We start from the raw sequence: 15,420 nt of genomic DNA, 5'->3' as shown, positions 1-15,420 counted from the left end.
CACTCATGGAACTCAAAAAAAATCCAAAGTCTGATCTTAAAAGATGGTCAGGTACATTGTTTAACTTGGGACTGGCAGTCAGTCTCGGTGCAGTATTAGTAGCTTTCGAATGGAAAGCCAATGAGAAAGTTGTGATACAAGATTTCGCAGGAATGGAAGATGATTGGGACATCCTCGATATCCCTGTCACTGACCAATCTCCCCCTACTCCCCCGCCTCCTGCTCCAATCGAGGTTGTAATAAAGCCCGATGATATCGTAATTGACGACATTGATTTAAAGACTATCGACATCAATACTACTGAAACCTCAGTAATCCCTGTAGTAGAAATGACTGCTCCACCTGTGATCGAAACAGCAGATGTGATCAATGACTTTGTCGAAGTACAAGCTATGTTTAAAGGGGGTATGGACGCGTGGTACGCTTATCTTAAAAAGAACCTGGATTATCCTTCACAAGCCAGGAGAATGGGGACTGAAGGCGTTGTAATCGTTCGCTTCGTCGTCAATACTGATGGCTCTATACAAGACCTCGAGCTATTGAGGACGATAGGTGGGGGATGTGATGAAGAAGCGATGGAAGTCATCGCAAACTCTCCAAACTGGACACCAGGCAGAATCAGTGGAAGAGCGGTAAGGTCTAGAATGACTATGCCAATTCGTTTCAGACTAAACTAATCATAGAGCACTCATAAAAAAAGGGGCTTAAGCCCCTTTTCTATAATACATTTAACGATTGTTCTTTCACTTTTTCCAGCTCATCCTTCATCAGGATTACGTGCTTTTGCATTTCTGCATCATTAGCTTTAGAACCAATAGTATTGATTTCTCTTCCTATCTCCTGACTGATAAAACCAAGTTTTTTTCCTTGGCTGTTTTCTTCATTCACACTTTTTGAAAAGTATTTTAAATGAGTATCAAGTCTTACTATCTCTTCAGTAATATCTAACTTCTCAAAGTAGTAAATCAATTCCTGCTCGAATCGATTAGCATCAAAAGAGTTCTCGTCCAGCCATTCATTGAAATGATTACGAATCTTTTGCTTAATTCTATCTTTTCGGTTTCCCTCTTCCTCTTCAATTCTCTTCAAGCCACTGGCTATTTTATTAATATTTCCTTGCAACTTCTCCTCCAAGGAATTGCCTTCATCCTGTCTAAATGAATCACATTTGTTCAAGGCTATTACCAATACTTTTTTGATTTCCTCCCAATCTGCCTGATCATCTCTTTGCTCTCCGGTCACCTGAGTGATTACACTCGGAGATTGTAAGGCAAGTTTGAATAAGTCTTGAGAATCGTCTTTAACGCTATCAGCAAGCCCTTTATACTTTAAGTAAAAGAGATTAAAAAGATCTTCGTTAATGCTTACAGGCATCTCCGCAGAGCCTTTTGACTGAAAATCAATAGAGATACTCACTTTACCTCTATCCAATATGGATTGAACAAGGTTTCTGATTTCTAGCTCTTTATCATTAAACTGTCTAGGGCTACGAATAGAAAGGTCCAAAAATTTAGAATTGAGCGTTCTCACTTCCACTTGGATCACCATCCGCTCATCCTCAAATCCGGCGTTTCCGAAGCCGGTCATTGATTTGATCATAATAAAATTTGTAGTTAGAAATTGAAGCCCAAAGTTACATAGAACTTTAAGTCTTCTGCTTCATAATTTCGAATTGGTCTTGCCACATCGAATTTGACATAATAATTAAGTAAGACCGTACGTAATCCAGCCCCATAACTTTGTAACCAAGGATTGTTGAAATTATTCAGAACAATAGTAAATGGAGAACCTTGCGTATTGATTACTTCTGTATTTTGATCATTTACTCGCTCCCATGGAGCAGAATCATTCCAGGCTGACCCTATGTCGTAAAAGCCCACCAATTGGAAATTACGGATGAAATTTGAAGTGATATTTCCACGTGTCAAATAAGAGAACACAGGAATTCTAAGCTCAGTGGTGAATGTCACCACATTTCTACCTCGGATTTCATCGTAATCATATCCTCTCAAATCTACAAAGTCAGCAAAGAGAATGTTGGAATTTTCTACCCCTGATGGATTCCTTATCGGAGAAGATTCAGGTCTGTTGGATGGTGGACTATAGAATGCATTGAAGAGCCAATTATCCATTCCACCTACCATATAAGTCTGAGGATTGTTGCCCATAAAAGAACCAGCATACAATCTTGCGGCAAGAACTATATTCTTGTGGATCTTTCTGTATTCTCTCAGGTCAAGATAAAAATTACCGAAAGAACGCTCCTTATTACCTAGTGACTGATATTGAGTATATCCAATTTTTCCTTTGAAACCAGTCTGAGAATATAAGCCTACAGGCTGAGTCCGGTCGTAGACAAACTCTGCCCTTCCTCCAACATAATTAATATTCAGACGATTTTGATCAGGATTTTGGCCATTTATCAAGGAGTCAGAATTAAGATTGAAGTACTGGGTTTTTGCAACAAAAGGAGACAAAGAAACCCTTGCGTTTGCATTTAGCGGGTAGGAAACACCTGCTTCAACTTTGGTCAAGACATATTTCTGAAAGGTGATATCACCTTCAGAGACCCGAACAGTCTTACGATCATATCTTGCCTTGAAGTCAACTCTACTTTTCAAATATTCATATTCAAAGAAAAGATCTCCCCCGGATCGGAAATCCAACGTAGTCAATACGCCGCCTTGGAATACATGATTGTCCAGTAGATCCGTCATTTTCCCTGTAAGTCCTATTCCAAAGCCTCTCAATGGATCTACCACGAACCTTGTATTGATGCTGTTTATGAAAAACTGAGGCTCCATTTGTCTAGGCCCTGTAACTCTCTTTTTCAAACTCTGCTTTCTGAATGTCTCCAGCAAATTCGTTTTAGACGCTGAAGCTGAAGCTACTGAAGAACTAAGATTACTTGGCAAAGTGTCAAATGTGTAATTATCAGTGTTGAGCCCATTTTTAGACTCAAAACTAAGTCGCTTTAAATCAATAGAAGAGGTTGTGTTTTTTGCTACCGTATCAAGTTTTACCGGTTCTTGAGAATTCGGCCTCTGGTTCTGAGACACCTGAGGAAGATTGGCTTTCGTCTCCCTTTCTTCTAATAATCTTCTGGCGGCCAACCTCTCATTCAGGCTTTTGGCTTGCTCCAGCTGAATTCTTGGTGTGCTTGGAGTAAATTGGTCTGAATTAGAGAATCCTTCTAGCACCAGATAGCTCTCCCTACCATCCCTGATAGAATAGGCCATTTTATTCATCCTGCTGTTTACGTCAAATGCCTCTATACTCTTATTATAAGCAGAAATCTGGTTCGACACCTGATTTCCTATACTCATCCTCATCAAGTTATTTATACCACTAAGATCACTCATGTAAACAATCGAATTGCTGTTTACTTTTCGCGGACTAACGTTTTTGCTATTGGAGTTGGTCAGTTGTTTGGTGATGATTGTATCAGTCACCTGCACCATGTAGAGGTTGTAATAATTAGGTAAAGATGCCAATTCAAGATTTTTACCTAACAGGGAATCTGGCAAACTAGTAGCATTGGAAGAGTAAATAATAGTGGAGTCATTCAAAAAGACTGGAGTCAATTCGTCAAATGAATCATTTGTCAACCTTTTGCCGGCACCTCTTGCATTCAATGTATATATATCTGACTTCCCATTTGAAATAGCGGAAAGGACCATGTTTTTTCCAGTGCTATTGAAATCAAGACTTAATATTTGTGTGATGTTCCTTAGGAAAATCTTATCCTGATTTGAGCCATCAAGTGATCTCAATCTCAGCGTAGTAAAACCTCTTTTAAATGAAGCGATAGCAATATTCGCTGAATCTCTCCAAGCAATAATTGGGGAGTAGAAGTTAGCCTCTTGATCCTGCAAGGATGTTCCCCCAGAATATATGGTTTGTTCGCGGCCAGTACTTACCTCTCTTACTTGAACTTTATATTTTCCTTCATTATTGATTACGTAGGCCAAATTCAAGCCATCAGGACTAAACTTTATATCATTTATAGCTCCAATAAATTTCGGAGACGTTTTGGCCACTATAGCACTCTCGTTAGGATTCTTGAAATTGGAGGAAACTTGCTTATTTACATCCAAGTAATACTTTTTCCAATCTTCAGTGAAGGTCTTGTAATTCAACCCAACGGTATTTGCAATACTGTTTTCCTCATTTCTGTTTATTCTAGACAGGTTTAGAATACTAGAAACATACCTTCTTCCATATCTTTCAGCTATGTAATTCCAAACGGACTGTCCGACTAAAGCGGCTTCTCTTTCTTTTAACTTAAGAATTTTTGGATTTTCATCTTCCTTGAAATAGTGACGAACAAAATCATCCATTTCCCTACTCCAACCTTTTGCCAGATATAATGCTATACCCTCCACATACCACTCCGGAAAACTATTTGTCAGATTGGACTGAAACGCATCGGATACAGAAGAACCGTACAGCATTTCTTCAATAATCACCTTTGTAGTACCGTAAATCAAGTCGGCCTTAAACAAATCAACTTCTCCTTTATAAGAAATCTCAGCTAAAAGCCGGTTGAAATTGGTTTGCCCCTGCTCGTTATATTCTTCTTTGTTGAGATTGATATTACTTTGCAAAAGCTCCTCCGGGGAGTTATAAATGTAAATTTTTGGCTTAGTGTAAGCTACATACCCAATCATCTGCGTGAGTCGATCGAACTCGCTTTCCAGATAATCAATGGCCATTTTGGCATTTGCGCCTCCACGGTCATAGTAATACACCTCAAAATTATTTGAGGAATAAAAATACCATTCAAACTGCTGGTGCTGAAGTCTGTTTTTCCCAAAACGCTCTTGATCAAACTGAGCGAGGGCAAAAAATGAATTCAACCATAACCCAGCAAAAACTAAAATTCGGAATAGGTGATATCGCATTCGGTTTGCTGAAAGATGTTTTTAAATATAATTAAAATACCTAGCTATGTCCACTTCAGAATCAATAGCCTTACTATTAAGTAGATGTTCAACCATTTGTTTACTAAAATAAGGAATTAGTGATACGCCTTTGGCTCCAAAACCATTGAATATGTAAACGCCTACCTCGGTAGGATGTTTTCCCAAAAATGGTTTTCTATCTCTAGTAGCAGGTCTAATCCCTGTCTTATGGCTAATAATTCCCTCCACTGGTAGTCTCACCAAATCTGTCAACTTCTCCAAAATCTCAGTTTTCGCGGCATCTGTCGCCCCTACGTCCAAATCGTGTTTCGTATAGGTTGATCCTACTCGATGGATTCCATTTCCCAAATGAACTCTGAAAACTCCTCGGTTGACCACATAATCCGGAGTAAATGCTTGCTGAACTTCCAAAATCTCACCCTTAACAGGAGCAAATGGAAGGAAATTGAAGAACCTAGAATTCATAGCTCCCAAGCCGTTGCAATAAATTACTGCTTTTGCTTTAAGCCCTCTATAAATCCAAAAATCATCCGCACGTGAAAATAAACTCTCGTCGAATTTTTCCAAAATCAATTCCTCTTTAAAATACGAAGTCATCGCATCAAGTAGATTGTTGATATTCAACCAACCAGAGTTGCGAAGCATAACTCCACCATAAGGATCCTTGAGAAACTCAGATTGACTCTCTTGATAGATCTTATCCAGATAGGTTTCAAAACCTGGATCAGCGCTATGCCCCATCCATTCATTGAGCTCTTCTATTGATAGAAAAGGCCTATAAATTGCTTTTTCAGTGAGAAATTTGCTTCCAGTTGCCTGTTCGAGTTCTTGATAAAACGGCTTGATTTCTGGAAAAAGTGAATCAGCCTTCCAAGTTTTCACCATCTTCCTCCCAGTCACTGGATTAAAAAGCCCAGCAGCAATTCTACTCGAGTTATTAGCTTCAGGCTGATCAATTATTCTAATTTTCTTTCCAGCTTGCTTCAGTCTATAAGCCAACGCTGTACCAGCGAGTCCTTGTCCAATCAGCAAAAAATCAATTTCCATAGCCCAAAATAAAGGTTTAATTCCTTATTTTGTTCCTTTACACCGATACATTTCCCATGCTTTATATTAAGTCTTTTACATTCAACCCTTTTCAGGAAAACACCTACTTGTTATATGACGAAAATGGCAATGGAACATTGATAGATCCGGGCTGCTTTGATCTCGCTGAGCGAAAAGAGTTGTTAGATTTCGTGACGGAGAAAAATATACGAGTGACTCAATTACTCAACACACACTGTCATATTGACCATGTCTTGGGAAATGCCTGGGCTAAAAAAACTTTTGGAGTGGAACTCTTAATTCATAAAGAAGAAGAAGCTGTATTGAAAGCGGTGGAAGTATATGCTCCCAACTACGGCTTTGTAGGCTATGAGTCAAGTGAAGCGGACGGATTTCTAAAAGAAGGTGACGAAATCAAAGTGGGCGATGAAGTCTTGAAAATCATCTTTGTACCAGGACATGCGCCGGGTCATGTGGTTTTTCACCACGAAGCTACCCATCAATGCATCGCTGGCGACACGCTTTTCAGAGGGAGTATTGGCCGCACTGACTTACCAGGTGGAGATCATGAACTCCTTTTGAGCAAAATCAAATCGCAACTTTTCACACTTCCTGAGGAAACAGTTATTTACCCAGGGCATGGACCTGAAACAACAATAGCTTTCGAGAAAACACATAACCCATTCGTGGGTAAAAACGCAAGACCTTGAAAATCAAATCACATATCCCAAATGCAATCACACTCCTAAATCTACTTTCAGGAGTAATTGGAATTATTTGGGTAATCAATGGAAACATAGTTTCCGGTGCATATTTCATCATTTTGGCAGCTGTATTTGACTTCTTTGATGGGTTTGCAGCTAGACTACTCAATGTGCAAGGTGAGCTTGGTAAACAGCTAGACTCATTGGCTGACTTGGTTTCTTTTGGAGTACTTCCTGGGCTGATCCTTTTCCAAATGGCCAAAGTTACTACTGAGATTGAATGGCTTCCGTATCTTACTTTGATTGTACCTCTATTGTCTGCAGTTCGTTTAGCCAAGTTCAACCTTGACACAAGACAAAGTGATAAGTTTATTGGCTTACCCACTCCTGCAAACGCCTTGTTTATAAGCACGTTGCCGTACTTCGCCATAAAATGGACTTGGGTGGGCACTTGGGTCACGTCTCCATTTTTTTTGGTTGTGATAGCATGGGTGTTTGCAATATTATTACTCGTTGAACTTCCATTAATCGCTTTGAAATTCAAGTCCTACTCTTTTGCGGACAATAAATTTAGGTATGCACTTCTACTAATTGGTCTTGCACTGATTTTGTTATTTGGATTAGCAGGAATCCCAGTACTCATCTTAGCATACCTTGGTTTGTCCGTGATAGAAAATGGTATGAGTACAGAATGACATCCCCCTGTCAGAAGCTCCTTGTTTATCTATTTGTCAGCTTTTTGTTGATTGGATCTGCTTCTGGCCAAAATTCATTTTTCAAATTTAAAATCACCAAAGAAGGCATCTATAAAATCAGTGCTAGCCAAGCTCAAAAACTAGGTGCAAATTCATTGAGTGAAATTGCGGTTTACGGATACCCAGGCATGCTACCTCAACTTCTGGTAAGTGAGAATTTAAACTTGCAGGAAATTCCAGCATTAGAAAAAGATGGCAATCTGTATTTCTATTTATCATCTCCTAATAGCTATCACTACACAGAGAATGCTATAGAATATCACCCAAATCAATTTTCAGATTCAATCAGTTTTCTAATTGGCACATCGGAAAATGCAAAAAGAATATCAACCATCTCCGCTCATTCGGGTCCTTCCATCCCAGCTGTATTATATCAATGGAATTGGCTAAAGGAAGATGTAAACAACATGCTGAATTCCGGAAGAGCTTGGTATTCAAGAGCTGTAGCACCTGGCGTAACAAGAGGTTATCCCTTACCTCTCTCAACTGAATCAACTGACAAATGGAAAGTTTCTGCAAAGCTAATGGGAGCTTCAAATTCAGAATCAAAGATCAATTTGGCCGTAGATGATATGACCATTTCCGAAAGCCTTATAGGTGGTATTCCCACCAGTACTTATGGCATAAAAGGTCAAGAGATTCGGGTTAGTGAAGAGTTCTCTCCTCTAGGAAATAAAGTAGAAAGACTTAGAATTTCCTTTCAGGCATCAGATCCAAATGCAAGTGGTTATTTTGAATACATAGGAATTGGTGTGCCTCAATCAAGCAAATCATTACATGAAGGCATTTTTTCAATGGATCAGACTTCTTCTATTTCTATAGCTCTATTGGCAGGTTTATCGGCTTGGGAAATAAGTGATTTCTACCAACCACAAGCTCTGGACTTAAGCAAGGGATCAAACGTAACTGGAAAGAAATTCATTGTGTTCGACGAAGCAAAAACGCCAGAAATCGCTGAAATTGAAAAAGCTAATCTTTCTCTGAGAATACAATCCCCCTGGCCGGCCTTACTTATTATAACGCCGCGACTTCTTAGTAATTCTTCAGAGAAACTCGCCCTTCATAAAATAGGAATGGGTATCTATTCCGAGGTGGCATATCTCGATGAAATCTACGATGCCTTTGGCTACGGCAACTCTGACTTAAATGCCATTCGCAATTTCCTGGCATGGCATTATCATCAAGGAGGGAAGCTTAAAAATGTCCTCATTTTAGGGAAAGGAACATTTGATTACAAAGGAATATTAGGAGGCAGACCAAACCTTGTCCCTATTTACACCAGCAGAAACAGTCTAAATCCATTGACGACCTTCAGCTCCGACGATTACTTCTCTTTGCTTGAGTTTGGGCAAGGCGAATGGGAAGAAAGTCGTGACGGTGACGAATTAAATCAAATTGGAGTGGGGAGACTGCCAGTGATCAATCCTCAGGAAGCCAAAATTGTAGTGGACAAAATAATTAATTACGAAAGCAACCCGAAAGCTGGGGATTGGAAACAAACCGTGACTTTTCTTGCTGACGATGGAGATAACAACATTCATTTACGAGATTCGGAAACTCACGCCAAGTTTCTCAGTGACAATCATAAGGAATTCAAGCAGGAGAAATTGTACTTGGATAGGTTTGAACAAGAGAAAATTGGAGAAAGACAATCTTCACCTCAAGGAAAAGCTGCACTGGAAGAAACACTTGAAAGCGGCACGTTGCTCTTAAACTATATAGGTCACGGAAATGAAACTACGCTGACAGCCGAAGAAGTTTTTATGGTCTCTGACATTGCTAATTGGGCTGACCAAGATCAATTGGCGCTCTGGATGACTGCTACCTGCGAATTTGGAAGGCACGACAGTCCATTTGTACGATCCGCAGCAGAAGAACTACTAACAGCTCCCAATAAAGGCGCAATAGGGCTTTTAAGCACCGGAAGACCAGTTTTCAGCAGTGTAAACTTCTCTTTGAATGAAGCATTTATCGAAGAAGTCTTCAGACTGGAAGAAGGGACCCCACAAGATTTGGGAAGCATTTTCAGAAACACTAAAAACAGAAGTCAAAATGGTGCACTTAACAGAAACTTTAGTCTCTTGGCCGATCCGAGCATGAAGTTAGCCAGACCTGAATTTAATATTAGTTTTACCTCCTTCAGAGATCCAGAAAATGAAAATTCTGTAGATACACTTTCCGCTTTGCAGGAAGTGGAATTCGAAGCTCAAGTAATTAATCCAAGCACAGGTGGAGTAGCAAGTAATTACAATGGTTCCTATAGGATAGAGGTGCGGGACAAACCTGTGAAATCAAAAACTCTGGGAAACGAAAGTAGTCCAGTGGAATTTGCAGAGGAGAAAATCCTACTTTTTAAAGGAACAGGGACAATTGCGGCAGGACTGATTAAAGGAAGGTTGAAAATTCCAAAAAACATAGATTTAGAGCTTGGAGAAGGCAAAATCCGCATTCTTGGAATAAGTGAGGATCAAGCTTGGGAAGCATTTGGATTTAAGACCTCAGTAATAGGTGGAAGTGCCAGTAAGCCCTCACTAGACACGGAAGGCCCCGAGATCAAGGCAATTTTTGGAGAAAGAGATGTAGCTCCATTTACATTTTCATCTACATCTATAGCGATGGAAGCTCTATTTTCAGATATAAGTGGCATTAATATTTCAGGCTTTTTACCATCGGAAAATTTGACCGTTCAAATAAATCAAAATGATATAGTAGTATTAAATGAGTTTTTTATATCAGTTGACAACACGTTTACATCTGGAAAAGTGAATTTCAAATTAACAGGATTAAAAGAAGGCAAGAATTTGGTAACTATCAAAGCTTGGGATATCTTAGGTAACCAGAGTGTGTTCAAGCAGGAAATTATAGTGGAAGGAAGTGATAGACTTCGAATTTTAAATCACAAGACTTATCCAAATCCGGCTCATATTGAAAGTCATTTTGAGCTTGAGCATAATCAACCAGGAGAGAATTTGATTCTTACATTGGTGGTTTATCAAACAGACGGCAAGATACTATTTACAGAAAGTGAACGTTTAGTCAAAGCTGACGCTCATATAAGGGATTTGTCTTGGTTTTTTTTACAAAACCAAACCAAATATCCAGCAAAAGGAACTTATATTTACAAATTAACGCTACAGTCGGAAGGTAATAATTCGGTAGCTTCAGTGAGCGGACAAATCGTGATTCAATGAAAAAAATGGCCATTCTAAATAGGAAAAACTTACTCGTTGCAGTTTTTACCCTGGCTACTTTATCCGTGTATGCCCAGAATAGCACTATTATTTCCGGTCAGGATCCTACCCGTAGAGTAATCACCACTGCTGTACCATTTTTGAATTTCGCACCAGACTCCAGACATTCAGGTATGGGTGATGCAGGTGTTGCTACTTCTCCCGATGCAAATTCAGCACATTGGAATGCAGGAAAACTTGCTTTCGTAGAAGACGAAATGGGTTTTTCACTTTCTTACTCTCCATGGCTTGGCAAGTTAGTGAACGACATGTCACTGAGCTATTTAACCGGATACTTCAGAGTTGACGAGGTTTCCGCTTTTGGATTTGATTTGCGCTATTTCAATATGGGCGACATTCAATTGACGGATGGACGAGGAAATTCACTCGGAGAATTCAACCCACGTGATATTGCAATTGGCGGCACATACTCTAGAAAGCTATCCTCCTATTTAGGTTTGGGGATTTCAGCACGTTTTATCTACTCAAACCTTTCTGGTAACATCTCTTCCGTCGGTGGAAGTGAAGCTAAGCCAGGAGTCAGCGTAGGTACAGACGTTGGCCTTTATTATTCAAAGCCAATGTTTGCTGGAGCAAAAGATGCAAATTTCTCTTGGGGACTTAGCATAACTAACATCGGCCCTAAGATTACTTACAACTCTGCTGACGACCTTGACTACATCCCTACTAATCTTAAAGTGGGAGCAGCGTATTCAATCGATCTTGACGACCTAAACACATTAACCTTCGCGTTAGACCTTAACAAACTACTTGTCCCAACTCCACCTATCTACTCTACAAATGAAGATGGGACTTTGGAAACAGATGAGAATGGTAATTTGGTTATCTCACAAGGGAAGGATCCTAATCGTCCATTGATTTCAGGAATGTTCGGTTCTTTTGCTGATGCTCCAGGTGGATTCTCAGAAGAACTACAGGAAGTCATGATTTCTTTTGGAGTAGAATACAATTACGACGATAAGTTTGCACTACGTACAGGCTACTTTTACGAAAACCCAAATAAAGGTGGAAGAAAATACTTCACCATGGGTGTAGGTTTTGATCTGAAAAAACTTGGATTTGACTTCTCCTACTTAGTTCCTCAAAAGCAAAATCACCCACTCGCAGAGACATTAAGGTTTACTTTAATGTACGATATCCCCAATTAAAAATGGTTTTAGACAGGTCAAAAGCTCCGGAATTTAAGGTTCCTGAGGATTTTGAACTATTGCCTCCATCGGAATTCAAACTTTCCAATGGAGCAAAGTTCTTTTATGTTCCTACCCCTGGTTTAAACGCCGTGAAAATTGATGTGATTGGTAAAGGTCAGCGAAACTCCCTCCCACTCGATCATTCATTAGTTTCTTCCTTCACTCTTCAAATGCTACAGGAAGGTACAGCCGAAAAGGATGCTGGTGAACTTGCAGAATTCTTTGATTTTTATGCTTCGGAGGTTCATCCTATTTCCACATACTCTCATGAAGGCCTTGGACTTTTGTCTACCAAAAAACACCTATCTACTGTATTAGATATTTTCAATTCTCTATTTACAGAGGCTACTTTTCCAGAGAATATGCTAGAAAAGAGAAAATCTCAGCGTAAACTCAGTATACTACTTGAGAAAGAAAAAACAGCATCAAGAGCTAGTACAGTTTTCAGAAAGTGTCTTTTTGGTGCGAACCATCCTTATGGAGCAGACCTCGAGGAAAGCCATGTGGATAATGTGACCAGAGATCAGCTGATTTCTTATTACGAAACTATGCTTTGGCAAGACATAGAAATTTTTGTTACCGGGGATTTCGATTCTAAAGAACTTGAAAAACTCTGTTCTCTTTTCGGGAAATTGCCAAATCGAGCCGTCTCTGATTCCATACTATTACCAGGAATAAACACACTTTTGGCTGTAACAGAACCTAAAGAGAAATCTGTTCAAAGCAGTATTAGAATTGGCAGCTGGTCTATTCCAAAAACACATCCAGACTTTATAGCACTCACTGTTTTCAATACAATTCTAGGTGGCTATTTTGGCTCTCGCCTTATCAAAAACATCCGCGAAGACAAAGGTCATACCTATGGAATTTATTCATCATTAGCTGAAATTGGAGATTCTAATTTTTGGGTAATTGCAGCTGATGTTCAAAAGGCCTTTTACCCAGATGTAATCAAAGAAATCTACCACGAAATTGAGTTGTTGACGCGAGTGAAAATCGATGCGGATGAATTGGAAGTAGTGCGGAATTACCTAATCGGTCAGATGCTTAAGCAATTCAGCACTTCATTCGACTTAATTGACAGATTTCAGGCAGTGCATCACTCAGGAATGGATTTCGATTATTACGCCCAAAAACTGGCTTATCTGAAAACATTCACCGCAGATGACATCATTACAGTGGGTCAAAAATACTTTGACAAACCACCATTCATTGAGGTAGTTGTAGGCTGATCAGGTTAGATTGACATAAAGCCAAGAGATATCAAGTCGAACGCGAAGCCACAGTTTAAATAAATTAAACTGAATGCCTTGTATATTCATCTCCTCCGCAAGCTTTACAAACCCTTTAGCAACCTCAAAATTTGCAGACCATAGCGTATGCTTCAACTCAAACAAAATGCGTTCTGCAAGTGCATCATTTTCAATTGAGCTTTTATTCATCTCCTTGATTTTTTCACAAACTCGAAGTGTACTCGGAAGCATTTTCGATTGGTAGCGCTGGTACTGGCTTGCTGACAGAGAATCCCCGTGTTTCCTCTTCAAAACGCCTATATGCTCGGAAAAAACTATAGAGAAATCTCTAGACAATCTTAGCTGAACATCAAAGTCTTCGTAGGCAAGTGAAGCATCATACCCTCCTATTTGTTTGAGAAGATCTGTATTGAAAACCACAGTTGGAGCTGAAATATAACTTCTTCGAATTAGTATTTCATACATCCTATTGGCCTGAGTTACCTCTGCCAACTCCTTATAATCCTCCCGCTTGTAGAAAGTGCTCTGCTCACCATTTTCATCAAGAATCATAGCATCAGAAAAAACAAAAGCGCCAGTTGGTGTCTGTTGTAATTTGGCAATCGAAAGAGACAAATGGTTTTCATACAAAAAGTCATCTCCAGACAGATCAACCACAAACTCACTTTCCACCCGACTTAAAACCTCATTGAACAACTGACAATAGGGTTCGGACTTGCTCTTATAAATCGCAGTAACAGGGAGTTTATCTGTATTATTTTTTACCCATTCCTTGATTATATCTGGAGTCCGATCCTTACTTCCATTATCCACAATGATTAACTCTCTATCCTCGAAATCTTGCAACAATACACTTATCAGCGCCTTTTCCACCCATTTTTCATGATTGAAAGCAATACAAATAATAGTAACTCGATTTGTAAACTTCATGTTAGATTTTCTTTACCCAAATGATCTTATTACAAACATCATTAGAGAATCGTGATTTAAAGAACATCAAACTATGATTTACACCTTCTTCAAGATCTGAGGACCCTAAGTCTATAAAGTTCACTTTCTGCTCCACAGCAAGCTGAAAAAGGGCACTCAGTATAAGCTCTCCTCCATTCTTCACCCTGATTTTTGGATTAATCGCTGAAAGAAAATAATATAGAGAATCACCTGTGAGTTTGACACCAACTGAGTATCCAATTGCTTCACTATTTTTTCTAAGTGTAATTAAGAAATACCTATCTGGATACTCCGAAACTTGCTGAACCATTCTATTGTCATCAATTGCGACTTCATAGCCTTTTTCAAGATTCCAAAATCGTATTTCCTTCAAAAACCCAAAGTTTGAAATAGGTGAATGACTGACGCTCAACCCAGCAATTTTACTCTTAGACTGAAGCTTTACTACCTCTTTTTGAGCTAACTTTTTGATCTTCTTTTTACCTATGAAAAAATGATGACTTAATACTTTCCCTTGTTCAAATCCATTTTTAAATAAAAGGTAATTGATCAAATCAGACTGTGGCTCGTATGGTTTGGGTGACTGCGTCAGAGAAATAGAGCGTATTCCTCTTAGCTTCATTTCCGCTTCAATAGCCATTATAAAAGCTTCCAAAGAAGTCGAGCTCAAACCGTCCTGTATCCAAAATCCACCAAAAGGTGATTGAGGAAGTGAAACTGCTTGTGCATCATTAGAAATTGCAAACGTAATGATTGCCTTAGCTTTATGTTTTTTCTCCCAGATAAAGTCCAAGTGTTCCTGACATCCATCAATTGGGAAGTTGCTTAAAAAATAATCCTTTGCCTCCGTCGAGGCCGATATCACACGAAGCTCGTGGGGATCACTTATTTCTTTCTTGAAGCTTTCCAAAATTATCTAGGTCTCTGATGTAATCATCTTCTGAAAAAGCGCGATCTGACATCCCAAGTAATACTGAGTTGGGTGAAAATCTAGCGACTAACCAATTTAAAGGGGGAATAAAAACTGCTTGCCCAGGTGAATCTATGTCAAAATAATAAACCTCACCTTGTGCAGACTGAATTTCTAGCTGAACACTTCCGGCTACAGCTACGATCACTTGTGACTCTTGCCAATGCGCATGATTCCCTCTCGTCTCACCTTCCTTCACACCTGATATCCAAAAACATCGCTGAATACCATCAGGAAAGAGTTCTAAATTCTCCCAAAAGTGAAGACTTCCAGTTTCGCTGGAGTTGCCAGGAAGTGAAAAAACATAAGGTGCTTGCGCAGTGATTGATTCAGGCATTGGTTAAGATTTCCTCTAGCTAAAATTAAGATAATTC

12 protein-coding genes are annotated in these 15,420 nt (G+C 39.4%); 6 read left to right on the top strand and 6 right to left on the bottom strand.

Annotated elements, in window-relative coordinates; translation table 11 throughout:
- Positions 1-5: 5 nt before the first annotated feature.
- Entirely contained in the window at positions 6-677 is a 672-nt protein-coding gene (locus BM291_RS04810) for an energy transducer TonB (RefSeq protein WP_092895044.1), read from the top strand.
- A 40-nt stretch (positions 678-717) separates the two neighbouring features.
- On the opposite strand, the gene BM291_RS04805 is transcribed toward BM291_RS04810, so the two are convergent.
- Genes BM291_RS04805 through BM291_RS04795 form a run of 3 tightly spaced genes read right to left on the bottom strand, consistent with a single transcriptional unit; the run spans position 718 to position 5,972 of the window.
- Entirely contained in the window at positions 718-1,599 is an 882-nt protein-coding gene (locus BM291_RS04805; protein ID WP_092895043.1) for a YicC/YloC family endoribonuclease, read from the bottom strand.
- Positions 1,600-1,613: 14 nt separating this feature from the next.
- Positions 1,614-4,904 carry a biopolymer transporter Tol gene (locus BM291_RS04800; protein WP_092895042.1) on the bottom strand — a complete coding sequence of 1,097 codons (3,291 nt, stop codon included), beginning with the start codon at positions 4,902-4,904 and terminating at the stop codon, positions 1,614-1,616.
- 21 nt (positions 4,905-4,925) lie between these two features.
- The gene (locus tag BM291_RS04795; RefSeq protein ID WP_092895041.1) at positions 4,926-5,972 is read right to left on the bottom strand and encodes an NAD(P)/FAD-dependent oxidoreductase; all 1,047 of its coding nucleotides are present in this window, start codon (positions 5,970-5,972) and stop codon (positions 4,926-4,928) included.
- A gap of 56 nt (positions 5,973-6,028) precedes the next feature.
- Between BM291_RS04795 and BM291_RS04790 the strand changes: the two genes are divergently transcribed.
- Genes BM291_RS04790 through BM291_RS04770 form a run of 5 tightly spaced genes read left to right on the top strand, consistent with a single transcriptional unit; the run spans position 6,029 to position 13,104 of the window.
- Positions 6,029-6,682: an MBL fold metallo-hydrolase gene (locus BM291_RS04790; protein WP_092895040.1), complete on the top strand. Its 654-nt coding sequence runs from the start codon at positions 6,029-6,031 to the stop codon at positions 6,680-6,682.
- Positions 6,679-7,371, top strand: coding sequence for a CDP-diacylglycerol--serine O-phosphatidyltransferase (pssA, locus tag BM291_RS04785; protein WP_092895039.1), 693 nt, complete (start codon positions 6,679-6,681; stop codon positions 7,369-7,371). The genes BM291_RS04790 and pssA overlap by 4 nt, the downstream gene beginning before the upstream one ends.
- Complete coding sequence (gene porU, locus BM291_RS04780) at positions 7,368-10,622, top strand: type IX secretion system sortase PorU (protein WP_092895038.1); 3,255 nt, start codon at positions 7,368-7,370, stop codon at positions 10,620-10,622. The genes pssA and porU overlap by 4 nt, the downstream gene beginning before the upstream one ends.
- Before the next feature lie 5 nt (positions 10,623-10,627).
- Complete coding sequence (gene porV / locus BM291_RS04775) at positions 10,628-11,830, top strand: type IX secretion system outer membrane channel protein PorV (RefSeq protein WP_245786780.1); 1,203 nt, start codon at positions 10,628-10,630, stop codon at positions 11,828-11,830.
- Between the two features lie 2 nt (positions 11,831-11,832).
- Positions 11,833-13,104 (top strand): M16 family metallopeptidase, encoded by a 1,272-nt coding sequence (locus tag BM291_RS04770; protein ID WP_092895036.1) that lies wholly within the window; start codon positions 11,833-11,835, stop codon positions 13,102-13,104.
- On the opposite strand, the gene BM291_RS04765 is transcribed toward BM291_RS04770, so the two are convergent.
- The 3 genes from BM291_RS04765 to BM291_RS04755 are packed head-to-tail and all read right to left on the bottom strand — an operon-like array spanning position 13,105 to position 15,383.
- Positions 13,105-14,055: a glycosyltransferase family A protein gene (locus BM291_RS04765; protein ID WP_092895035.1), complete on the bottom strand. Its 951-nt coding sequence runs from the start codon at positions 14,053-14,055 to the stop codon at positions 13,105-13,107.
- Between the two features lies 1 nt (position 14,056).
- A complete protein-coding gene (locus BM291_RS04760; RefSeq protein WP_245786770.1) occupies positions 14,057-14,986 on the bottom strand; it encodes a hypothetical protein in 930 nt (309 codons plus the stop codon).
- On the bottom strand, positions 14,958-15,383 hold the full coding sequence (locus BM291_RS04755) for a sugar 3,4-ketoisomerase (RefSeq protein ID WP_092895034.1): 426 nt from the start codon (positions 15,381-15,383) through the stop codon (positions 14,958-14,960). The genes BM291_RS04760 and BM291_RS04755 overlap by 29 nt, the downstream gene beginning before the upstream one ends.
- Positions 15,384-15,420 lie beyond the last annotated feature (37 nt).

Origin of the sequence: Algoriphagus aquimarinus (assembly GCF_900112005.1) — a bacterium.
Lineage (GTDB): Bacteria > Bacteroidota > Bacteroidia > Cytophagales > Cyclobacteriaceae > Algoriphagus > Algoriphagus aquimarinus.
Note: the sequence above shows the minus strand (reverse complement) of the source record. Positions and strands in the feature narration are given on the sequence as shown.

Excerpts from the sequence above, each read along its gene's own strand:
- BM291_RS04810 (WP_092895044.1), top strand. The coding sequence starts at position 6 with ATGGAACTCAAAAAAAATCCAAAGTCTGATCTTAAAAGATGGTCAGGT.
- BM291_RS04805 (WP_092895043.1), bottom strand. The coding sequence starts at position 1,599 with ATGATCAAATCAATGACCGGCTTCGGAAACGCCGGATTTGAGGATGAG.
- BM291_RS04800 (WP_092895042.1), bottom strand. The coding sequence starts at position 4,904 with ATGCGATATCACCTATTCCGAATTTTAGTTTTTGCTGGGTTATGGTTG.
- BM291_RS04795 (WP_092895041.1), bottom strand. The coding sequence starts at position 5,972 with ATGGAAATTGATTTTTTGCTGATTGGACAAGGACTCGCTGGTACAGCG.
- BM291_RS04790 (WP_092895040.1), top strand. The coding sequence starts at position 6,029 with ATGCTTTATATTAAGTCTTTTACATTCAACCCTTTTCAGGAAAACACC.
- porU (WP_092895038.1), top strand. The coding sequence starts at position 7,368 with ATGACATCCCCCTGTCAGAAGCTCCTTGTTTATCTATTTGTCAGCTTT.
- porV (WP_245786780.1), top strand. The coding sequence starts at position 10,628 with ATGGCCATTCTAAATAGGAAAAACTTACTCGTTGCAGTTTTTACCCTG.
- BM291_RS04770 (WP_092895036.1), top strand. The coding sequence starts at position 11,833 with ATGGTTTTAGACAGGTCAAAAGCTCCGGAATTTAAGGTTCCTGAGGAT.
- BM291_RS04765 (WP_092895035.1), bottom strand. The coding sequence starts at position 14,055 with ATGAAGTTTACAAATCGAGTTACTATTATTTGTATTGCTTTCAATCAT.
- BM291_RS04755 (WP_092895034.1), bottom strand. The coding sequence starts at position 15,383 with ATGCCTGAATCAATCACTGCGCAAGCACCTTATGTTTTTTCACTTCCT.